General features: G+C 56.7%; 22 protein-coding genes and 1 tRNA gene. 10 read left to right on the top strand and 13 right to left on the bottom strand.

Going from position 1 to position 21,388, the window contains the following annotated elements:
* Positions 1–14: 14 nt before the first annotated feature.
* The gene (locus D6877_RS18865) at positions 15–794 is read left to right on the top strand and encodes a hypothetical protein (protein WP_130911743.1); all 780 of its coding nucleotides are present in this window, start codon (positions 15–17) and stop codon (positions 792–794) included.
* Between the two features lie 195 nt (positions 795–989).
* Here D6877_RS18865 and D6877_RS18860 read toward each other — a convergent pair whose 3' ends face one another.
* The 12 genes from D6877_RS18860 to D6877_RS18800 all read right to left on the bottom strand — a co-directional run bounded on the left by D6877_RS18860 (position 990) and on the right by D6877_RS18800 (position 11,685).
* The gene (locus D6877_RS18860; RefSeq protein WP_130911742.1) at positions 990–1,901 is read right to left on the bottom strand and encodes a DUF4365 domain-containing protein; all 912 of its coding nucleotides are present in this window, start codon (positions 1,899–1,901) and stop codon (positions 990–992) included.
* A 256-nt stretch (positions 1,902–2,157) separates the two neighbouring features.
* Positions 2,158–2,523, bottom strand: coding sequence for a histone-like nucleoid-structuring protein, MvaT/MvaU family (locus D6877_RS18855; RefSeq protein ID WP_130911741.1), 366 nt, complete (start codon positions 2,521–2,523; stop codon positions 2,158–2,160).
* A 220-nt stretch (positions 2,524–2,743) separates the two neighbouring features.
* Positions 2,744–3,688 (bottom strand): chromosome segregation protein SMC, encoded by a 945-nt coding sequence (locus tag D6877_RS18845; RefSeq protein WP_130911739.1) that lies wholly within the window; start codon positions 3,686–3,688, stop codon positions 2,744–2,746.
* A gap of 91 nt (positions 3,689–3,779) precedes the next feature.
* A complete protein-coding gene (locus D6877_RS18840) occupies positions 3,780–6,686 on the bottom strand; it encodes a DUF927 domain-containing protein (RefSeq protein WP_130911738.1) in 2,907 nt (968 codons plus the stop codon).
* Positions 6,683–6,955, bottom strand: coding sequence for a DUF3077 domain-containing protein (locus tag D6877_RS18835; protein WP_102901546.1), 273 nt, complete (start codon positions 6,953–6,955; stop codon positions 6,683–6,685). The genes D6877_RS18840 and D6877_RS18835 overlap by 4 nt, the downstream gene beginning before the upstream one ends.
* Positions 6,952–7,236 carry a hypothetical protein gene (locus tag D6877_RS18830; protein WP_073473331.1) on the bottom strand — a complete coding sequence of 95 codons (285 nt, stop codon included), beginning with the start codon at positions 7,234–7,236 and terminating at the stop codon, positions 6,952–6,954. The genes D6877_RS18835 and D6877_RS18830 overlap by 4 nt, the downstream gene beginning before the upstream one ends.
* Positions 7,237–7,764: 528 nt before the next feature.
* Positions 7,765–8,070 carry a hypothetical protein gene (locus tag D6877_RS18825; RefSeq protein WP_130911737.1) on the bottom strand — a complete coding sequence of 102 codons (306 nt, stop codon included), beginning with the start codon at positions 8,068–8,070 and terminating at the stop codon, positions 7,765–7,767.
* Positions 8,067–8,675, bottom strand: a complete 609-nt coding sequence (locus D6877_RS18820) for a hypothetical protein (protein WP_130911736.1) — start codon at positions 8,673–8,675, stop codon at positions 8,067–8,069. Before D6877_RS18820 ends, D6877_RS18825 begins: the two co-directional genes overlap by 4 nt.
* A complete protein-coding gene (locus D6877_RS18815) occupies positions 8,672–8,926 on the bottom strand; it encodes an AlpA family phage regulatory protein (protein WP_073473321.1) in 255 nt (84 codons plus the stop codon). The genes D6877_RS18820 and D6877_RS18815 overlap by 4 nt, the downstream gene beginning before the upstream one ends.
* A gap of 82 nt (positions 8,927–9,008) precedes the next feature.
* On the bottom strand, positions 9,009–9,947 hold the full coding sequence (locus D6877_RS18810; protein WP_130911735.1) for a hypothetical protein: 939 nt from the start codon (positions 9,945–9,947) through the stop codon (positions 9,009–9,011).
* 246 nt (positions 9,948–10,193) lie between these two features.
* On the bottom strand, positions 10,194–11,435 hold the full coding sequence (locus D6877_RS18805) for a tyrosine-type recombinase/integrase (protein ID WP_130911734.1): 1,242 nt from the start codon (positions 11,433–11,435) through the stop codon (positions 10,194–10,196).
* Between the two features lie 165 nt (positions 11,436–11,600).
* Positions 11,601–11,685 (bottom strand) — tRNA-Leu (locus D6877_RS18800).
* A gap of 108 nt (positions 11,686–11,793) precedes the next feature.
* On the opposite strand from D6877_RS18800, the gene queA reads away from it, so the two are divergent.
* The 6 genes from queA (at position 11,794) to D6877_RS18770 (ending at position 17,899) form a co-directional block, all read left to right on the top strand.
* On the top strand, positions 11,794–12,858 hold the full coding sequence (gene queA / locus D6877_RS18795; protein ID WP_016773315.1) for a tRNA preQ1(34) S-adenosylmethionine ribosyltransferase-isomerase QueA: 1,065 nt from the start codon (positions 11,794–11,796) through the stop codon (positions 12,856–12,858).
* A 14-nt stretch (positions 12,859–12,872) separates the two neighbouring features.
* Positions 12,873–13,988 (top strand): tRNA guanosine(34) transglycosylase Tgt, encoded by a 1,116-nt coding sequence (gene tgt / locus D6877_RS18790; protein WP_178083714.1) that lies wholly within the window; start codon positions 12,873–12,875, stop codon positions 13,986–13,988.
* Positions 13,989–14,031: 43 nt separating this feature from the next.
* The gene (gene yajC, locus D6877_RS18785) at positions 14,032–14,370 is read left to right on the top strand and encodes a preprotein translocase subunit YajC (protein ID WP_016773317.1); all 339 of its coding nucleotides are present in this window, start codon (positions 14,032–14,034) and stop codon (positions 14,368–14,370) included.
* Between the two features lie 65 nt (positions 14,371–14,435).
* Entirely contained in the window at positions 14,436–16,304 is a 1,869-nt protein-coding gene (gene secD, locus D6877_RS18780; protein WP_016773318.1) for a protein translocase subunit SecD, read from the top strand.
* Between the two features lie 9 nt (positions 16,305–16,313).
* A complete protein-coding gene (secF, locus tag D6877_RS18775; protein ID WP_016773319.1) occupies positions 16,314–17,228 on the top strand; it encodes a protein translocase subunit SecF in 915 nt (304 codons plus the stop codon).
* 122 nt (positions 17,229–17,350) lie between these two features.
* On the top strand, positions 17,351–17,899 hold the full coding sequence (locus tag D6877_RS18770; protein WP_007916907.1) for a glycine zipper 2TM domain-containing protein: 549 nt from the start codon (positions 17,351–17,353) through the stop codon (positions 17,897–17,899).
* Positions 17,900–18,140: 241 nt separating this feature from the next.
* On the opposite strand, the gene suhB is transcribed toward D6877_RS18770, so the two are convergent.
* A complete protein-coding gene (gene suhB, locus D6877_RS18765; protein WP_016773320.1) occupies positions 18,141–18,959 on the bottom strand; it encodes an inositol-phosphate phosphatase in 819 nt (272 codons plus the stop codon).
* Between the two features lie 145 nt (positions 18,960–19,104).
* Between suhB and trmJ the strand changes: the two genes are divergently transcribed.
* The 3 genes from trmJ (at position 19,105) to iscR (ending at position 21,386) form a co-directional block, all read left to right on the top strand.
* Complete coding sequence (gene trmJ, locus D6877_RS18760) at positions 19,105–19,875, top strand: tRNA (cytosine(32)/uridine(32)-2'-O)-methyltransferase TrmJ (RefSeq protein ID WP_130911732.1); 771 nt, start codon at positions 19,105–19,107, stop codon at positions 19,873–19,875.
* Positions 19,876–19,878: 3 nt separating this feature from the next.
* Positions 19,879–20,655, top strand: coding sequence for a serine O-acetyltransferase (cysE, locus tag D6877_RS18755; RefSeq protein WP_130911731.1), 777 nt, complete (start codon positions 19,879–19,881; stop codon positions 20,653–20,655).
* Between the two features lie 239 nt (positions 20,656–20,894).
* A complete protein-coding gene (gene iscR / locus D6877_RS18750) occupies positions 20,895–21,386 on the top strand; it encodes a Fe-S cluster assembly transcriptional regulator IscR (RefSeq protein ID WP_016773323.1) in 492 nt (163 codons plus the stop codon).
* Positions 21,387–21,388 lie beyond the last annotated feature (2 nt).

The following is a 21,388-nucleotide window of genomic DNA, read 5'->3' as shown; positions in this document are numbered from 1 at the left end:
TTTAAGGTGGTGGTATGCCAAGTTTTGTATGGGACAGAGATACGGATGATGCATGGAATGAGCCATATGAGTATGAGGGGCAAGAGCAGTTTCATCGAGAAGCCTGTCAGGTTCTATCATTAATGAAATCTCACTATGCAGAAAAGGACATGCAGTTTGGGCGAGATGAGCAGTCACTCGAAAAAGCGATCTGGCTCATACAAATTGATGCCCTAGAGGCGCTAGTGGATGCATTAAAACTCACAGAAGAAAAGAGGCACAGAATTGCCTCGCGCTTGTTTCGTGATGCGGTTGAAACAATGGATATTTCGGCGTATTTCCATTTGGCGGGTGATCGAGCTAAAAAGGATCTTGATAAATGGTATCGGAATGAAGTGATCCCGCATCGAGTTTTTAGAGATTTTATTAAAAAATACGAATGCGAAGATAAAGCTAAAAATTTAAGTAGCCTTTACAGCGATCTTAGCAGGTACACGCACCGAACATATGGTGCAATAACTAAGAGTTATTTACTCGGGAGAGATAATAAAATTGCCTATGATGGGTTTTCCGAAAGCGGATTTAGAGTGTTGCCGCATGTGATATCTCTGTCGTATGCAATAATCGCGGCATTAATTAAAAGATTTATTGTCATTGCTGAGTATACTCAGCAAATTGAAATAGAAAAAGTTAATGATATTTGGTCTGCATCGTTGGAAAAAGAAACTGTGCAACGACGATTTGGCTCCGGGCCAGAACAGTTGTTAAGAACTGCTCCCGTAGAATTTAATTTGGAATTTGATGGCGATGACTGAATTGCGCTCCTGTGTTAGGGGCAGCTTCAGTGTTTGCTATTGTACGTTTCCGTAGTGTGGTTGGCTTTACCAATTTTTAACGGTTGGACGGCTAACCAAAAATAGACTGTTCCCGCTCTTTTTCGACTGTTGAATGCCTGCAGATTACGTTCAAGCCTATTTACCTAACGTTGAGCAGTTATAAGATTGGTGATTTCATTCGTCTTCGATGTACTCTGTGATTTTAAGAAATGACTTGCCTAGATCGTTGAGGACCAATTGGAGCCTGTACGACTCTACTTCGCCTGCATTATCTGCATAGGGATAGATATCAGAGGGTGACGGGATATAGGGCTCAAAGCCATGATCCAAGTCAGTTGCGCGCATCAACCGATCGCGATCGTCCTCTTCGAATTCTTCGTTTTCGTCGTAAAAATCCTGGTCGATAATTACATTTGCCCAAGGGAATAGAATATTAGCCAAGGATTTGATGCTCCTTGCTGTATAGAATACATGCCACTCTCTGTAGGTTTGTTCGTCATTGTGTTCATCATAAACAAAAACTTCGATCGGTGATCTGCCTAGGCTTTTGTTGTACCAGTGTTCTAATCCAACGCTAACCTTTTTTCCAGATTCAATATGTTGCATAAGTGGGAGGTCTAAAGTTAAGGCTCTGAGTTTTTGCTGGGATGGAGTTCCTTCAAAAAATCTCTCGAGCTCATTTTTGCAGTCTCCGCCATATATGTTTGAATAGGGTATCAGGACTTTCCAATGCTTTGCGGTCTTGGTAATTGTTTTCTGAGTGATTACCTGCCAGAACGTTTGCTTTGTTTCGGGGATGTGGCCAATGAGTAACACTGGTAGGGAGTGACCAGTCCAATATTCTAAATGGGTGTTATTGCCGTAGTAAGTGTAACCGCTGTCTCCCCGGGTGAAGTGGCTTGCGCCGGTTTTTATCTGCAACGCTATTAGTTTGCCAGTTGGGTTTTGATTGTCATCTACAAACTCAATTTGAGCATCTACACCCATATCGAGTATTGGCTGCTCTCTGAAAATCCATCCAAGATCCTGCGCCGTGATGCCTTCGACTTGTGCGATGCCGATCCTTTCGGTAGGAGAGTAGCGCATGGTTGGTACCTTTACGTTCTATCCTCTCCAGCTGGAAGAGGTATTGGGTTTTGAGATTCAAATATACGCATGTGAACGTAAATCTATATCAGGCTAACCGGAAAATCATGTTTTATCATATATTTTTACAATGGCCATTTTTCACCAAGCGGCACCCTTAGCCGGTAGGTTTACACATCCTCCTGCCCAGGATTATTGAATGCCATTCGTGAGTCCAAAAAAAGGGCCCGTCATGGGCCCTTTTTTAGAGAGGTGTTTACTTCTTCAACCATCCCTCGACGACGTCGGAACCGTGTTTTGCTTTCCACTCTTTCAGCGCTTTGTGATTCCCACCTTTGGTTTCGATTACTTCGCCGGTATTTGGGTTTTTGTAGACCTTGAGTACGCGTGGCTTGCGTGTGCTGACGGCCGAAGCTGCTGATTGGTGCCGTACAGTGGTCTGGGGCTCCAGAATGTCGACGATGTGCCGCAGGCTAAACCCATACTGTTCGAGCAGCTTGCGCAGCTTCGTTTCGAACTCGATTTCTTTCTTCAGCCCATCATCACTTTTCAGTGCTTCCAGCGCTTGGAGTTGCTCGGCGAGGTGTTTTTCCAGCTGACGGTATTCTGCGAGTTTGGACATTGTCTTTCCCTTGTTCAGAGTGAGCGTGCGTAACTAATAAGATAAAATGAGCTGGTTATAAGTTCAGCACTATTTTCGACGGTTCAGTTGGCTTTCAATGTGCGTCATTTCCGATTTGATCGCGTTAATCGTCAGCGTTTGTATTGGACTGGATTTGCCCGGCCCTGCGTTGATGGTCTTCAGAAGGCCAATGAGGTGGGCCTTTCGAGTTTTGAGCGTGTCAGACCAACTGGCGCTGTTCTGTATCGGCTTGTTCATTACGTTCATCCTTACGTTGTTCCAGATTGCTCATGACTTCAGGTTGGTTCGGCGTCGCTAAGCCGTCGAGCTGGAACAAGTCCCGCGCGCGGTACTGGCGCGAGCGAGCTGATAGCTCTTCCCATGTCCACTTCCCAAAGTTCTCGCCTTGCTCTGGAACGGCAAGCTTCATAAGGCCAATCTGGTCACGGCCGAGCAGGTTGTAGTTCGCCCAAAGCTTTCCGCCAACCTCGAACAACGCTTTAGCGGCATCGTTCCATTGCTCTTCGAGTACCGTATGCGATAGCAACAGGGCGGTGCGCTCTATCTCTTTATGCTTTATCTGTGCTTCTGCGATGTATTTATCTACGGTAACCAGCTCCTGCTCCAAGGCTGTCATGATCAGGTGTTGCCGACGATTGTGTTCGGTGGCCACCGTGAGGTTCTTCGCAGCCTTTTGCGCATCAGTATTGGCTGTCTTCTCGCCTTCGATGTCGCCCCACGCGACAGCCTGCGCGTACGCCGTGGCGGCGTCCGTTTCGGCTTGGCGAGCTTTTCCCATGTCCTCTTCCGCCTGCTGCTGAATTTGCTCCAGGCGTGTGCTGAGGCTCTGACGTTTCTCCCTCAATTCATGCTCATCAGCTGTCCAGTTGTCCATCGCTTCGATGTAGCCAGCCATCAGGGAATCGCAGTTGGCGAGGTTTTCTCGGCGATTGATTCGCCGGTCCAACAGATCGGCATTGAGATTGCGCGAGTCGAATTTGCCTTTCAATTCGCTGTACTTTTCCCGCAGTTCGCGCTCGCGTTCCGGTTCGATGGCGTTGTCGCTTTCCAGTATCGTCTCGAGGGGCAGCATGTCGGCGTGCAGCTGTTTTGCCTCGCTGCGCAGTTGGTCGCGGCGGTCTTTCAGTTCTTGAATTTCGTTCATGGTCTGGTCTCTTTCAATTCGATTGTGGGTTGGTTGAGTGGCTGGCGAGGCCGGGAATAAGCCGGCGCTACCTCGATCAGCAGAGATGCCCTCAGGCAGCCCGAGCCTCGCTCTCATCCATTCCCGGAATCGTCTTAACGATGTAGCAACGCTGCGTGCCGAGACCGGGTAACCGGATCAGGCTCGACGCCTTACCGTCCTTCCCGGGTTCCAGAACACCGCGCTGCAGCAGTTCCTTGTTCACCGCGTTGATGTTCATGCCTCGGAAGATCTCCGAGCGCCATAGCTCTGGGAGCACGTAATAGGTGTTGGTGGTGTGCAGGGAGTCTCCGAGCCCGTGCTCCAGCGTCTTACGAAAACCGAGTCGGTCGATGGTGCGCGGCCCGTGCTCATCGATTTTTGCCGCCGTCGATTCCCAGCGCGTGAAGCGGCTTTCACCGAAGCGCTCGATGACCTGGCGCAGTCGCGCCAAGATCGCATCGCCCTCGAAGTTACCGGCGCCGCCACGCTCGTTCATCCATGCGTTGAGGCAAACGCGAGCAGCGGTGGTGGCGGTTCCGTCGGGCCAGCCGGTGATTCCCATCGCGGTGGCCAGCTCACCCGCTGCGGCGGCGAGACCGAAGCGAGCAGCGGCACGGTGCGCTTGTCCACTGGCCGACGCTGGTAACGACTGGGCGATAAAACCTTCCAGCGTGCGGCGCAGGATGGCGGACCATCCATGACGCTTACCGGGTTCACACAGCGCCGTAAGGAAGGCCGTGAGCGGCGTGCCGTAGTATTTCGCTACGCGAGCCTTGAGCGCGTCGGACAGTGCCGCTGCATCTTCAAAACCATTGAGCGTATCGAACATGCCGAGGCCTTTGCTCGCATCGGCAGGAACGGCAAGCATGCGTACCTCCATGCCCGCTTTCAGCTCCTTGTTCGCTTCGGCCATATGCTGGGCCAACGTCTTTTCACCGGTGGAGAGGAAAAGCAAACGCCACTCTTGTATCTGTCGGCCAGCTTGCCCTCGATCGTTGGCGCGTGCCTTGCCGGTGCCGTTGCCGAGCATGTACACCGTCTCGCCGATGATGCGCGGGTCGCACATGCCGATTTCATCCAAGACAAGCAGGCCGTCGGAATGCGCGGCGGCGATGGACTCCAGCGCGTTGTCGGTGGAGCGCCACGAACGCACCAGTCGCGGTCCGCCGTAGACCGAGGCCGCGACTTGCAAGTGTGTGGTCTTGCCGCCGGAGCTATCGCCATACAGGTGAAAGCCGCCTGATTCATGGCCGAGCATGTGCAGCAGCGGCCCTGCGAAGGCCACTCCAACGACAAATGCCAAACGATGGTTACCGACGCAAAGCGCGCCAATCTGCTCCTGCCACTGCTCAAGCGTGCCCGCTTCGCTGATAGGCGGAAGTTGCGAACCGGCCTCGTAGAAGTGCAGGTGTTCGCTGTGCGTACCGACCTGCTGTTCCGGCAGTAGAAAGGCTGTGTCATGCCAACCCAAGCGCGTGACCAGTCGAGCCCGTTGCGCGCTGTCGAAGCCGCCGAGATAACTCTGAAGGTCATTGCGTGCATTGCGGCCAGAGCGACTGCCTGCGAGGCGTAGCCCCATGTCCACTAGTGGTCCGAGCACATCTTTGCCGAAGTCACCGGTCATGGTGCGGGCCGGGATGTTCCAGCGTTTCTTGGCGCCGTCGGGATCGTCGAATTCAACCAACAAACCCCAGTTCTGACCTTTGTCGTCGCGAGTACGGGCGAGGATCTCCAGTGGTGAACACACTGGACGCGCCTCACCGTCGTCACCGGCATAAAACACACCTTCGGACGTCAGCCGAAAGCCGCCGGGCATCAGGTCGGTTTTCGATTTTGTCGGGCGCTTGGCTGCGGATTTCGTCTTCGCGTCCGTCTTTGCTTCAGTTTGCTCAGGGGCTGGTTTTTCCTCGACCAAACCAAACAGCTCGCCGCTGCTTTGCAGCTCGGCGAAATGCGCGGCTGTCCAATTTTTGGTGAGCGCATTTGCAGCGTCATCACCGTCATCCCATTGACCACCTTTGGCGAAAGCGGCGCGGCCACTTTTCAGCGTGGGCTTACGTTTGAAGGAGTCCAGAGCGATGAAACGAACCGAGGCGACGCCGATTTCGCGCAGCTTCTCGGCGACGGCCTCCATGCATGCTTTACCGCTGTTGTCGTTGTCAGGCCACAGCAGCACGTCTCGGCCTTTCAGCGGTGTCAGGTCGGCTTTGTGCCAAGAGTTGGAACCGTTCGGCCAGCAGGTGGCCACGTGGCTCGGCAGCAGTTCGGCGGCAGCGTCGGCAGCTTTTTCGCCTTCGCACAAAACTACCGGTGCATCACTACGTTGAGCCAGTTCATCAAGTCGCAACAGCGGACGTGGATCGGGCAGACCCTGCCAGCGCCATTGCTTGATTTGGCCATCGGCGCGCTCGCACCATGTAAGGGGTGCAAAAACCTTCTTCGGCTTGCCGCCCTCATCGGGCGCGAGGTCGAAGCGATAGAGCGCCATAAGCTGCTGACCTTGAGCGTCACGGTAGATCCACACCTTGGACGGTGCGCCGTGCTGCCGATGCTTGGCCGGGCACTTGTTCATGGCCTCCGCTGGTATCGGCTGAATGGCAATCCACTCAGGTGCCTTTGTTTTGGCAGGCGCGATCTTCGCCTGGGCGGCGCCGGGCGACACGTTGAGCAATTCTGCGAGTTGGTTGCAGGCCTCGATGTCGGTGCCGCCGTCCAGATAGCGCACCAGATCAATCAGGTCGCCACCTTTGTCGCCGGTGGCAAAGTCGGACCATGTGCCTTTGCTCAAACTGATCTTCAGCGAACCGGCGCGCTTGTCGCTGCGGGTTGGATTCGGTGCGGTGAATTCTTTGCCGCCATCGACGCGCTTGCCGTTGGGCAGCCAGTGCGACAAGACACGATCAATGTCTTTCAGCGCGGCGGCCTTCACGTCGGCAAAACTTGGACGTTTGGTGTTGCTATTCTGGCGCTGGCTCATGTGTCAGCCCTCGGCAGAAACAGTGCGTCGTTGATGTCATCAATCAGCGCTTTGGCCATCTCGCCGAGGTACAGAGCAGGCCAACTGAAACGCTCACCGCTGTCGCTCATGGCGGCGTCGAAGTTGAGTTGGTTGGCGTGATGCTGCAGCAGGGAAACCATCTCCAGTGCGTCCTCGACCGGTACTCCTGCATTGACCCGGAACAACTTCAAGTCGGAGGCGTTCACGCGAGTGAAGGTGGCATGCCCGAGGGTGGTGGAGGTGTTCATAGCGCACCGCCTTTCTGCGCAGCAGGCGTCGAGGTGGAGTCGCCGTGCAAGGTCAGTGTTTTAATCAAACCAAGAGTGCCGCGCACGTCCCAGAGGACGGCCGCGATAACGTGGTTAGCAAGGCGCGAGGAGTCGCTTTCAAAGTGTTCTTCAAGCAACGTCAGCACCGAGTCGGCGCGAGCAATTGCGCAGGTAATGGCGTCAATGGGTACACCGGCTTCTGCGGTCGGATTCACGCAGAGCAGGTCTTCGGGCAGGGCGAAACTCAAAGCGTTGTTCATTGGGCACCGCCTGCGGTTTCGAGTGCGCGGGCTTTGGCCATGTGAGCGTTGTAACGGGAGAGGCGTGTAGCGAGGCTGGAATTGGCGTGTAGAGCGGCGAGAGCCATTGCACGGTGTGCAGCGGCGCGAATTTTGGACGGATTGAGGGCGTGCATCTGGCGAAGCTCCTATTGTTGAGGAGCTGCCACGTTCGTTACCAAGCGAATGGGTGGCAGCTGTGCGCAGGTTGGTAAACCGGGACAATAGGAACCCGGCAGACCCGAAGGTCTCCCACGCACAGCCGCCATAAAACGGATTTGCGGGCGCAAAAAAAGCGCCTGCAAAAGAGATATGGGCGCTGTTGCGCCTATTGTTCAACGGGTTACCAAGCCCGGTCACTGAGTTTGCAGCGACGGCCAAAGAGTAACGTCCGTTTTTCGAAAGTGCAACTGCGCTGATGGCTTGCGGTTTTTTCAGGTGCGGCATAAATTGTTCGTGCATGTAGATTGACCTCAACGCCTCCGGATCGCCCCCGGAGGCGTTTTCGTTTCAGGCATGGGCTTCCCAGCGCAGGGATAGGAGCGGTAGGAAGCCGCCGCTGAGCATCGAGCGGGCGTCTTCGTAGGCTTGGGTTTGCTGGCCTTCGTCGACGATCACCGCGCCGCTTTTTTCGCAGTGGAGGGAGAGGGCGCACCAGGTGCCGTCGGCCCAACTCAGTACGCTGACCACGCGGCCTCGCTTTTCCTGTTGGCTGCGGTGGCGTTCAAGGCGCTGCATGAGGTGAGTAGAGAATCCGATCCGGCGCAGCACGGAGAACGGATGCATCAAGGCGTTATCAGCGATCTTGCGATTCATGCTGCCTCCTGCGCATTAGCGAACAGTGGAGGCGGTGTTTCGCCTTTGAGCCAGGCGAGTATCTTGCTGTCTTCAACACAGCGGCGACGGTGTACAACGGCCATCTGCTCACGTCGTTGTGCAACACACTCCTCGACATAACCGTTCAGGTCGGAGGTCAAGCGCATATCTTGATGAGCGCGCTCGCTTGTCGTCTTCTCGACGGCAAGATCCTCATCCATGATGCGTTGCCATACCGCCGGATCGTTCGCGAATTCCGCTGATTGATCGACGAGCCAGTAGGTAACCCAGTCGGTCATGCCGCGCGATTCCAACGAGGCGAGACGGCTTTCGCTCATAGCAAAATAGCCGGAGCCGTAAACGCTCGAAAACTCTCTGCGCACCGCATTTTTGCGGATCAGTTCGGGCAGTTCCCAAGGATTGGCTTTGAGTGGAAGTACGAGACCGTCAGGGCTGAAAAAGAACGCTTCTTGCTCTTCGCCGTTCCAGCTCACACCCGCAATAGTGCGATGGCGCCAGTTGATCCCCCCGGGCTGGTAGAGGCGGAATCCGATGCTGTAGGAGTCTAGAAATGGTCCCTTGAAAGGGCAGTAATTGCGCTTCATGCGGCCACCTGGTCACGGGCGGCGATACGCGCTCGTGTCCACGCCTGTACTTCTCCCAATACCCATGCAACTGGAGCACTTCGGGCGTTGCTGGTACTCAGCTTCACTGGCAGCGGGAATCCGCTCTCAGGTTGGCGCATGAGCTTGTAGATAGTCGGGCGTGCGAGCCCTACGATTGAAATGACCTCCGGCATGCGAATGAGCGTCGTAGCGGGGTCGTGCGGGGTGATGGTTTTTAGTTGGGTAGTCATAGCGATCCAAACCTGTGTGAATAGAGACAACAGGTCATACGCTACGGAGGGGAGAGGGAACGGACTGTGTCTGTTCCCCTTTTTATTTCAAGGGTCTAAGGCCTAGGGCGGTCAAATGCTCTCGGATGGTTTTTTTTGTGCCATGTACTGTTTGATCGAAAAGAAGGTTGGTTAGCTCCGCATCGCTAAGGCTTCGCTTCTCAATCTTGCGTCCCTCAATAATCGTTTCTGCGGCAGCCTTGATTTTTGACCGTCGATCCATGGCCTCCGTTTGTGTTTTTGAGCTGGGGTCTAGGTTGCCTTTACCTGCCTCTTGGCCACGCCTCGTTGCTTTCGCTGAGAAAGCTTCGTCGAGTAGTCGGTGCATTAGACTTGATGTGTTGAAACCATTTTTGGATACATCCATGCGCTCCACTTGTTGATAAAAATTTGCCATCAACAGCGTCTGATTAGCCTCTCCCATAAAAACAGCAAATTGCTCTCGTGCTCGAATTTCAAGTCCGCTACGTCGATATCGTTCTTTCTCAATGAGGGCGAGGTACTGGCGCGGCGATTCATTTCTCAGTTGCTCTATCAGGTCGGCATCGATGTCGTAAGTCGCTAGCTCAAGTTCGAACAGCCAATTCGCGAGGACCTCCAATGCTTGGGTACCGAGCACTAGGGCGAAGGCCGCGACCAGTTGCGAGTCCGTTGCTTGATGATTGAAGCCTGGGAGCTGTCGAATGACATTTGGCAAAGAGCCGGCTTCCGTGGCACTAGCATGTTCGTCGATGACGTCACGGAGTCGAAACAAGGTTCCTGTGACGCGCTCGGCACAGAGCGCGTAGGCCCCATCCTCAAGCCAGAATGAAGTGGCGGCATTGATAAGATCGAATGTTTCTCGAAAATAGTCGTTGAACTGCGGGTACAGCGCTAACTCTAGAACAGCTGTTTCGATATCGTCCATGTCCCTAATTAGGCATTCGACGTCGACTCCTGCAATTTCCAGCTCCCCTAAGTCAGCGTCCAGTTCAATATCCATTCTGGCTCCCCCGTCGCCCCGGAATCGGCGTGTTATCGCAGCGGCGCACGTCAAATGGATAGGCCGCCAGCATGGCTGAGGGGGGTAGAGTCCTGTTACACGATTCAGGGACGTTACACATAGAAAGGGCCGGTGTTTTGCCGCGTGTAACTGGAAATAAAACCAATAAAATCAACTGGTTGCCGTTTTTAGTTACACCTGTAACACGCGTTACACTGGTTTTGCACTGGGTGAAAGGTAGGGAAGTCATATTGCCTTTCCAAACTGGCCTTGCACTACATTGCCAGCTGCAAGTCCATCAAGATGATCGGCATACCACTGCATCATGGTTACGCGCTGCTCTAAGTATTGAGCTTTGTTGTAGACCCCTGAAATACCTTCTTCCTTGTGTGCTAGCTGCGCTTCAACATGCTCCTTCGGCCAGCCATGTTCTCGAAGCAATGTACTCGCTGTGTGTCGAGTACCGTGCCCAACGAGGCGACCTTTGTAGCCGATGGTCGCGAAGACTTTGTTAATGGTGTTTTCGCTGATGGTCGGGTTCTTGGCTCCTACGCCGGGGAAAAGCCAGCGACTCCGTCCTGTTAGGCAGTGCAGTTCCTTAAGGGCGGTAACCGCTTGCTGGGGCAAAGGGCACACAAAATCCCGACGCATCTTCATCTTGGCGGCGGGCGTAGTCCAGATGGCTTTCTCAAGGTCGAACTCTTTCCATTCGGCCAAGCGCACCATGCCTGGACGCGATGCTGTCCATAAACAAAGCCATGCAGCTGTGCGGGCTGTCAGTCTGCTCGGAGTGTTTTTTAGTGCGTGAAGAAATTCAGCCAGCTCAGGTTCAAGCAAGTGTGGGTGTTGCTGAGTCTTAGGGGCCTGCGCTGCAATATCACGAAGGCGGCTGCCCGGATCGTTTTCAGTCAGTCCTAATCCGATAGCACGGCCGAAAATCTGGTTGACCCAGGTGCGACACTTTTCCGCCACGTTGTGTGCGTTTCGGGCTTCGAGGGATGCCTGAAGATTCGCGCAGTCGGTACGGGTTATTTCATCGAGTGGCTTATCTCCCAATGCTGGGAGTATGTCTTTGTCGAGGTAGGTGCGAATTTTGTTAAGGGTGGAGGTGGCGAGGCCCTTTTCCTCTTTGGCCTTCAGCCAAGCTTCAGCAGCCGCTCGAAAGGTTCTAGTCTTGGCAGCGTTAATGGCTGCTTTGGCAGATCTCTTCTGTTCGAGAGGATCGGCACCGCTACTTACGATCTTGCGTAGACCGGCCGCTTTGTCTCGTGCAAGTGCACCGCTTACTTCCGGGTAACCCCCGAGCCCCATCCAAGCCCAATTGCCCGCCGGACGTTTGTAGCGAAGCTGCCAAGACTTGCCACCATCAGGTTTGACCCTGAAATAAAGGCCGTTTCCGTCTAGCTCCCGGTATTCCTTTGATTCCGGCTCCAATCCCGCGAGTGTCGTGTCAGCGAGAGGGCGGCGCTTGATGTCTGCGCGCTTCATCCTTGTATCCCAAAGTTCAGTAATTTTCTCAGGATACAAGCAGGGATACAGGGATACAACGGATAAAGGGATACAGGAGTAGATAGCCAGACACAAAAAAACCGGCTCAAGTGGCCGGTTTCTCTGGGTCTGAGAGTCTGGTAGAGACTTTCAGATACTGCTATATGGTGCCCCGAGGGAGACTCGAACTCCCACTCCTTTCGAAAACGGATTTTGAATCCGCCGCGTCTACCAATTCCGCCATCAGGGCTCAATGGCGGCGAAGTATAGAGAGGTGATTACCGTTGGTCAATCACGTTTCATGGTCAATTTTTGATATTTCCGCTAGACTTTCCGGCCCTGCTAGACGAACCCCATCATGCGCGTTGCTGACTTTACTTTCGAGCTTCCTGATTCGCTGATCGCCCGCCATCCATTGGCCGAGCGTCGCGGTAGTCGCCTGCTGACCCTCGATGGGCCGAGCGGCGCCCTGGCACACCGTCAATTCACTGATTTGCTTGAGCATTTGCGCCCGGGCGATTTGATGGTGTTCAACAATACCCGGGTGATTCCGGCGCGGCTGTTTGGGCAGAAAGCGTCCGGCGGCAAGCTGGAAATTCTCATCGAGCGCGTGCTCGATGCGCACCGCGTGCTGGCTCATGTGCGCTCCAGCAAGTCGCCGAAGCCGGGTTCGAAGATCCTTATCGACGGCGGTGGCGAAGCCGAGATGCTCGCGCGTCATGATGCGTTGTTCGAGCTGGGTTTTGCCGAGGAAGTCTTGCCGCTGCTCGATCGCGTCGGGCACATGCCGTTGCCTCCTTATATAGACCGCCCGGATGAAGGCTCGGATCGCGAGCGTTATCAGACCGTGTACGCCCAGCGTCTGGGTGCGGTCGCAGCGCCGACGGCGGGGCTGCATTTCGATGAGCCGCTGATGCAGGCGATTGCTGCCAAGGGCGTCGAGACTGCGTTCGTGACGTTGCACGTCGGCGCGGGGACGTTTCAGCCGGTACGTGTCGAGAAGATCGAAGATCACCACATGCACAGCGAGTGGCTGGAAGTCGGCCAGGATGTGGTCGATGCGGTCGCTGCGTGCCGTGCGCGTGGCGGTCGGGTGATTGCGGTCGGCACCACCAGCGTGCGTTCGCTGGAAAGCGCAGCGCGCGATGGCGTGCTCAAGCCGTTCAGTGGCGACACCGACATCTTTATCTATCCGGGCCGGCCGTTTCATGTGGTCGATGCTCTGGTGACCAATTTCCATTTGCCGGAATCCACGCTGTTGATGCTGGTTTCCGCGTTTGCCGGTTATCCCGAAACCATGGCCGCCTACAAGGCCGCCGTTGAAAACGGTTACCGCTTTTTCAGTTACGGGGATGCGATGTTCATCACCCGCAATCCCGCTCCAACTGCCCCTGAACAGACAGGCCCAGAGGAAACAGAATGAGTCGCGAATGTCGAATGTCCTTTGAGCTGCTGGCCACCGATGGCAAGGCTCGTCGTGGTCGCCTGACCTTTCCCCGTGGCACCGTCGAGACCCCGGCGTTCATGCCGGTCGGCACCTATGGCACGGTCAAGGGCATGCTACCGCGCGACATCGTCGCCACGGGCGCGGAAATCATTCTAGGCAACACCTTTCACCTGTGGCTGCGTCCCGGCACTCAAGTGATCAAGGAACACGGCGACCTGCACGATTTCATGCAGTGGAAAGGCCCGATCCTCACCGACTCCGGCGGCTTCCAGGTGTTCAGCCTCGGCGCGATGCGCAAGATCAAGGAGGAGGGCGTGACCTTCGCTTCTCCGGTCGACGGCGCCAAAGTGTTCATGGGCCCGGAAGAGTCGATGCAGGTGCAGCGCGATCTCGGTTCCGACATTGTGATGATCTTCGACGAATGCACGCCGTATCCGGCTGACGAAGACGTCGCGCGCATATCGATGGAGCTGTCGTTGCGTTGGGCGCAGCGTTCGAAGAATGCCCACGGCGACAACACCGCAGCGCTGTTCGGTATCGTCCAGGGCGGCATGCATGAAAACCTGCGCATGCGCTCGCTCGAAGGCCTCGACAAGATCGGCTTCGACGGCCTAGCCATCGGCGGTCTGTCGGTGGGCGAACCGAAGCACGAAATGATCAAGGTGCTGGATTATCTGCCGGGCCAAATGCCCGCTGACAAACCTCGTTACCTTATGGGCGTTGGCAAACCGGAAGATCTGGTTGAGGGTGTGCGCCGCGGGGTGGACATGTTCGATTGCGTGATGCCAACCCGTAATGCCCGCAATGGGCATCTGTTCATCGATACCGGTGTGCTGAAGATCCGTAACGCGTTCCATCGCCATGATGAATCGCCGCTGGATCCGACCTGCGATTGCTACACCTGCCAGAACTTCTCGCGCGCTTATCTGCATCACCTGGACAAGTGCGGCGAAATGCTCGGCAGCATGCTCAATACCATCCATAACTTGCGCCATTATCAGGTGCTGATGGCTGGTTTGCGCGAGGCTATTCAACAGGGTACATTGGCCGCCTTTGTCGATGCCTTCTACGCCAAACGCGGACTTCCCGTCCCGCCTTTGGACTGAGTTTTCTGACCCCAAGATTCAACATTTGCAACTGGAGTGCTAAATGAGCTTTTTTATCTCTAACGCCATGGCTGACGCAGCTGCACCGGCTGCTGCAAGCCCAATGGGCGGCGGCTTCGAGTGGATTTTCCTGGTCGGCTTCCTGGTCATCTTCTACCTGATGATCTGGCGTCCACAGGCCAAGCGCGCCAAAGAGCAGAAGAACCTGCTGAGCAGCCTGCAGAAGGGCGACGAAGTCGTGACCACTGGCGGCATCGCCGGCAAGATCACCAAGGTTGCCGATGACTTCGTGGTTCTGGAAGTGTCCGACACCGTGGAAATGAAGTTCCAGAAAGGCGCCATCGCCGCCACGCTGCCAAAAGGCACGCTGAAAGCGATCTAAGAGCAACAACTTCTACTCAATCGACGGGGCGCGCAAGGCGCCCCGCGTTCATAACGGGCGGCGTGATGCTGAACAAATACCCTCTGTGGAAATACATTCTGATCCTGGCGGTGCTGGCGATCGGTCTGATTTATTCCGCTCCCAATCTTTACCCCGATGACCCGGCCATTCAGATCAGCGGCGCCAGCACGGCTCTGCAGGTCAATGACGCCGATCTGGCTCGCGTCAGCACAGCGCTGAAAGAGTCCGGCATCAACGTCAAGGCGGCCACGCTGACTGCTGGCGGCAAGGGCGGTCTGATCCGTCTGAGCAAGGCTGAAGACCAGCTGCCGGCCAAGGACGTTGTGCGCAAGGCATTGGGTGATGACTACGTCGTCGCGCTGAACCTGGCACAGACCACCCCGCAATGGCTGCGCAACCTCGGTGCGCACCCGATGAAGCTGGGTCTGGACTTGTCCGGTGGTGTGCACTTCCTGCTCGAAGTGGACATGGACAAAGCCCTCGATGCACGCCTGAAAGTCTACGAAGGCGACGTCAAGAGCCTGCTGCGCAAAGAGAAGCTGCGCTATCGCAGCCTGCCGCAACTGGGCGGTGCCATTCAGTTGGGCTTCAGCGATGAAGACTCCCGCGAACAGGCCCGTGCGCTGATCCGCAAGAACTTCAACGATTTCGACATTGTTCCGGCCGACCTCAACGGTCAACCGGTGCTGCGTCTGGCGATGACCCCGGCCAAGCTGGCGGAAATCCGTGAATACTCCATCAAGCAGAACCTGACCACAGTACGTAACCGCGTCAACGAGCTGGGTGTTGCCGAACCGATCGTGCAGCGTCAGGGCGCCAACCGCATCGTGGTTGAGCTGCCGGGCGTGCAGGACACTGCCGAAGCCAAGCGTATTCTCGGCAAGACGGCCAACCTCGAGTTCCGTCTGGCCGCTGAGCCGGGCGCTTCGAAAGCCACTTCCGAATCGTTCGAATTCCGCGAAGGCAACCGTCCGCCAGCGCAGATCGAGCGTGGCCTGATCATTACCGGTGACCAGGTCACCGACGCCAAGGCCGGTTTCGGCGAACACGGCACGCCTGAAGTGAACATCCGCCTGGATGGTCACGGTGGCGAGCTGATGAGCCGCGCGACCCGTTCCAACGTCGGTCGCAGCATGGCGGTGATCTTCATCGAACAGCGTCCGGTCACCACTTACACCAAGCAAGTGGTTGATGGCGTCGAGAAAGACGTTGCGGTGCAGACGTTCAAGGAAGAGAAGAAGATCATCAGCCTGGCGACCATTCAGTCGCCGCTGGGTGCGCAATTCCGCATCACTGGCCTGAACGGTCAGGGTGAGTCGTCCGAGCTGGCACTGCTGCTGCGTGCCGGTGGTCTGGCTGCACCGATGTACTTCGCTGAAGAGCGCACAATCGGTCCGAGCCTGGGTGCTGACAACATCACCAAAGGTATCGACGCTTCCCTGTGGGGCATGCTGTTCGTGTCGCTGTTCATCATCGCCATCTACCGCTTCTTCGGCGTCATCGCCACCGTCGCTCTGGCGGTGAACATGGTGCTGCTGCTGGCGTTGATGTCGTTGCTGGGCGCCACGCTGACCCTACCGGGTATCGCCGGTATCGTCCTGACCATGGGTATGGCGGTCGACGCCAACGTACTGATCTTCTCGCGGATTCGTGAAGAGATCGCCGCCGGCATGACTGTGCAGCGGGCAATCAACGAAGGCTTCGGCCGGGCATTCACCGCGATTCTCGACGCCAACCTGACCACGTTGCTGGTCGGCGGCATTCTCTTCGCCATGGGCACCGGCCCGGTGAAGGGGTTCGCAGTGACGATGTCCCTCGGGATCTTTACCTCGATGTTCACGGCCATCATGGTGACCCGCGCAATGGTCAACCTGATCTTTGGCGGACGTGACTTCAAGAAGTTGTGGATTTAAGGGGCTGCCATGTTACGTACAATCAACTTCATGGGCGTTCGCAACTTCGCGTTCGGCGTCACATTGCTGCTTACCGTCATTGCCTTGTTCAGTGTCGCCACCAAGGGCATGAACTGGGGCCTGGACTTCACCGGCGGTACGCTCATCGAGCTGACCTACGAGCGTCCGGCCGATGTCACCAAGGTGCGCGAGCAACTGGCGACCTCCGGTTATCACGAAGCCGTGGTGCAGAACTTCGGTGCGACGACCGACCTGCTGGTGCGCATGCCGGGTGAAGACCCGCAGTTGGGCCATCAAGTAGCGGAAGCGCTTCAAAAGGTCGGCGGTGACAACCCGGCGACGGTCAAGCGTGTCGAGTTCGTCGGCCCGCAGGTCGGTGAAGAGCTGCGCGACCAGGGCGGCCTCGGCATGCTGCTGGCGCTCGGCGGCATCCTGATCTACCTGGCGTTCCGCTTTCAGTGGAAGTTTGCGGTCGGCGCCATTGTCTCGCTGATCCACGACGTGATCGTGACCGTGGGTATCCTCTCGTACTTCCAGATCACCTTCGATCTGACAGTACTGGCGGCAGTGCTGGCGATCATCGGTTACTCGCTGAACGACACCATCGTGGTCTTCGACCGGGTGCGTGAGAACTTCCGCGTGCTGCGCAAGGCGACGCTGATCGAGAACATCAACATCTCGACCACCCAGACCCTGCTGCGCACCATGGCGACCTCGATCTCCACTCTGCTGGCGATCGCGGCGCTGCTGTTCTTCGGTGGCGACAACCTGTTCGGCTTCTCCATCGCACTGTTCATCGGTGTACTGGCGGGTACTTATTCGTCGATCTACATCGCCAACGTGGTGCTGATCTGGCTGAACCTGACCACCGAGGATCTGATTCCTCCGGCCAACACCGACAAGGAAGTCGACGACCGTCCATAACGGCCAGCAATTTCCCCGGCTGTCAGCCAACAAAAGGCGCGAGTTGAACTCGCGCCTTTTTTTGTGCTCCAAGGCTGGGAGAAGCGCGGGCGCGTCCCGCATGTGATGGTCAGGAGGTTCATGTGAACAAGTCGTTGCTGGTTGGTGCGGTATTGGGTGCTGTCGGTGTCACAGCCGGGGGTGCTGTTGCCACCTACAGCCTGGTTAAAAGCGGCCCTGAGTATGCGCAAGTATTAGCCGTTGAGCCGGTCAAGACACAGATCAAGACTCCACGTGAAGTATGCAAGGATGTAACGGTGACCCGTCAGGCACCGGTAAAAGATCAACACCAGATCGCCGGTACCGTGGTCGGCGCGCTGGCCGGTGGTTTGCTGGGCAACCAGATTGGCGGCGGTACCGGCAAGAAGATTGCCACGGTGGCCGGTGCGGTCGGTGGCGGTTACGCGGGCAACAAGGTGCAGGAGGGCATGCAGGAGCGTGACACCTACACCACCACGCAAACCCGCTGCAACACGGTCAATGACATCAGCGACAAGGTCGTCGGTTACGACGTGCGTTACTCGCTTGATGGCAAGGAAGGCAAAGTGCGGATGGATCGCGATCCGGGCAACCAGATTCCGGTCGACAAGGAAGGCAAGCTGATCCTGTCGCAGAATGAGCCGGCTCAGTAAGGATTTACGTTTGTGAAAAGAAGCACCCTGCGGGGTGCTTTTTTTATACCCGCGATTCAGGGCAGCGCGCGATTCTCACCTGTGGGAGCGAGCCTGCTCGCGAATATGGTCCAACAGTTGATATTTCCTTTGTTGACACGCCCATTCGCGAGCAGGCTCGCTCCCACAGGGAATTGTGCTGTTTGGAATTGCAGGCATAAAAAAAGCACCCCGGAGGGTGCTTTTTGGTTTCGCGTAAAGCTTAGCGCTTCAGCGAGGCCGGCAGGTGCGGCTGGATCGCCGTCAGTACTGCCTTGAAGCATTTGGTGTTGCCGGCAACGATGTGGCCTTTCTCAAGGAAGTCGTGACCACCGGTGAAGTCGCTCACCAGGCCGCCGGCTTCTTGAATCAGCAGGGCGCCTGCAGCCATGTCCCACTCGGACAGGCCCGATTCCCAGAACGCATCGAAACGACCGGCAGCCACGTAAGCCAGGTCCAGGCTCGCCGAACCGGCGCGGCGAATGCCGGCAGTCTGGCCAACCAGGGCGCGGAACATGCCCAGGTAGTTGTCGAGGTTGTCCATCTGATCGTCACGGAACGGGAAGCCAGTGCCGAGCAGAGCGCCGTCGAGGCTGGTGCGACCACTGACGCGCAGACGACGACCGTTCAGTTGAGCGCCGCGACCACGGCTGGCGGTGAATTCTTCCTGGCGGACCGGGTCCAGAACCACTGCGTGTTCCAGACGACCACGATATTTGCAGGCAATGCTCACTGCAAAGTGCGGAATGCCACGGAGGAAGTTGGTGGTGCCGTCCAGCGGATCGATGATCCACAGGTACTCTTCGCCTTCGATGCCGGTGCCAGCGTGCAGGCCGGTTTCTTCACCCTGAATCGAGTGATTCGGGTAAGCCTTGCGCAGGGCATCGATGATTTTCTGTTCAGCGGCGCGATCGACCTCGGATACGTAATCCTTGGCGTCTTTTTCGTCGACCTTGATGGTATCCAGGCGCTCGATGGAGCGGAAGATCAGTTCACTGGCGCTGCGGGCGGCGCGCAGCGCGATATTCAGCATGGGCTGCATGGATGTGTCACCTAAGGTTGTTAAAGAAAGCCGCGCATTCTATCAGAACTTTTCTTCAGGTGAAGGACGCTGTTCGCTTTCATAGCTTAACGGTAGGCTGTTCTGTAAGATTTGCCCCCCTTTCCTGTGTCCGAGAGCGCCTCCCTTGCTGCAGAACATTCGTGTCGTCCTGGTCAACACCAGCCACCCCGGCAATATCGGCGGGGCCGCGCGCGCCATGAAAAACATGGGTCTGTCGCGACTGGTGCTGGTCGAACCGCGGGTCTTCCCGCACCACGAGGCCGACGCCCGCGCCTCCGGTGCTGGTGACATCCTTGAAAACGCGCAAATCGTCGCCACCTTGGAAGATGCTCTGGTCGGCTGCAATCTGGTGCTCGGCACCAGCGCCCGCGACCGGCGCATTCCCTGGCCGCTGCTGGACCCGCGTGAGTGCGGCAACAAAGTGGTCGAGGAAGCCGGGCAGGGCGCCGAGATCGCTTTGGTGTTCGGCCGTGAAGACTCCGGCCTGACCAATGAAGAGCTGCAGCGATGTCACTTTCATGTGCACATTCCTTCCGACCCGACGTTCAGTTCGCTGAACCTCGGGGCGGCGGTGCAGGTGCTGAGTTATGAAGTGCGCATGGCCTGGCTGGCCGCACAGGGTCAGCCGAGCAAGGTCGAGAAAGAAGAAGTGGCCTCGGTGAAAAGCGCCGAGCTGGCGACCATGGATGAGCTGGAGCGATTCTATGAGCACCTGGAGCAGACGCTGGTCGACATCGAATTCCTCGACCCGGAAAAACCACGGCACTTGATGGCGCGCCTGCGCCGGTTGTACGGACGCAGCTCGGTCAGCCGGGCGGAAATGAATATTTTGCGTGGCATCCTCACGGAAACCCAGAAAGCGGCCCGTGGCGAGCTTCTAAAGCGGAAGGATTGAATGATGTTTGAGCGTTTGCGTGAAGATATCCAAAGCGTATTCCATCGAGACCCGGCGGCGCGTAACGCTTTTGAAGTCCTGACCTGCTACCCCGGCATGCATGCGATCTGGATTCATCGTTTGGCCGGCATGCTCTGGCGCAACGAGTTGAAGTGGCTGGCGCGACTGGTGTCGAACTTCGGTCGCTGGCTGACCGGGATCGAGATTCATCCGGGCGCCAAGGTCGGTCGGCGGTTCTTCATTGACCACGGCATGGGCATCGTTATTGGTGAAACCGCCGAGATCGGCGACGACGTCACCATCTATCAAGGCGTGACCCTCGGCGGCACCAGCTGGAACAAAGGCAAGCGCCACCCGACTCTCGGAGACGGCGTTGTAGTCGGTGCCGGGGCCAAGGTTCTCGGTCCGTTCATGGTGGGTGCCGGCGCCAAAGTCGGCTCCAACGCTGTGGTCACCAAGGAAGTGCCGCCGGGCGCCACGGTGGTGGGGATTCCGGGGCGGATCATCATCAAGACCGACGAAGAGCAGGACGCCAAGCGCAAAGCCATGGCGGAAAAGATCGGTTTCGACGCCTACGGTGTCAGCGAAGACATGCCTGACCCGGTGGCCCGGGCCATCGGCCAATTGCTCGATCATCTGCAAGCAGTGGACGGGCGCCTGGAAGGCATGTGCGGCGCGCTGAAGGATCTGGGCAGCAATTACTGTGCGAAAGATCTGCCTGAGCTGCGTGAAGAAGATTTCGCCTGCGTGAAGGGCAAGGACGAATCCAAAGCCGGCTGAACCGCGGCGCTGCTTTTCGCGAGCAGGCTCGCTCCCACAGATGAATGCATTCCAATGTGGGAGCGAGCCTGCTCGCGAAGAACGATCACGCGGTTGCGCTGGCTGTCCGCGCCCCGTCTTTGCTATAGTGCGCGCGCTCTTTTGCGGGTAAACCCGACTAAAGCACTAGGTCTTATAGTTGACTTAAATGCTCGGGAATTGCATACTCCCGCCCATTCCGAACTCCGTGGTAACTGTCCATGCGACTGACTACAAAAGGCCGATACGCCGTGACCGCCATGCTTGACCTGGCGTTGCACGCGCAGCACGGGCCGGTGTCTCTGGCCGATATCTCTGAGCGCCAAGGCATCTCCCTGTCCTACCTCGAACAGCTGTTCGCCAAGCTGCGCCGCAGCAACCTGGTTTCCAGCGTTCGCGGTCCGGGTGGTGGCTACCAGTTGTCCCGCGACATGCAGGGCATCCAGGTCGCCCAGGTGATCGATGCGGTGAACGAATCGGTCGATGCCACCAAGTGCCAGGGCCAGGGCGATTGCCATTCCGGCGATACCTGTCTGACCCATCACCTGTGGTGCGACTTGAGCCTGCAGATTCACGAATTTCTGAGCGGTATCAGCTTGGCCGACCTTGTGACTCGCCGTGAGGTACAAGAAGTGGCCCAGCGTCAGGACCAGCGCCGTTGCAGCAGCAAGGCGCCACGCCTGGACAAGATTGAAGCGTCCGCCGTCGAATGACA

It is taken from the genome of Pseudomonas sp. Sample_9 (assembly GCF_004307535.1).
In the GTDB taxonomy this organism is placed as follows: Bacteria; Pseudomonadota; Gammaproteobacteria; order Pseudomonadales; family Pseudomonadaceae; genus Aquipseudomonas; species Aquipseudomonas mercuritolerans.
The sequence above is the reverse complement of the archived record's forward strand: the minus strand, read 5'-3'. Positions and strand labels throughout refer to the sequence as shown.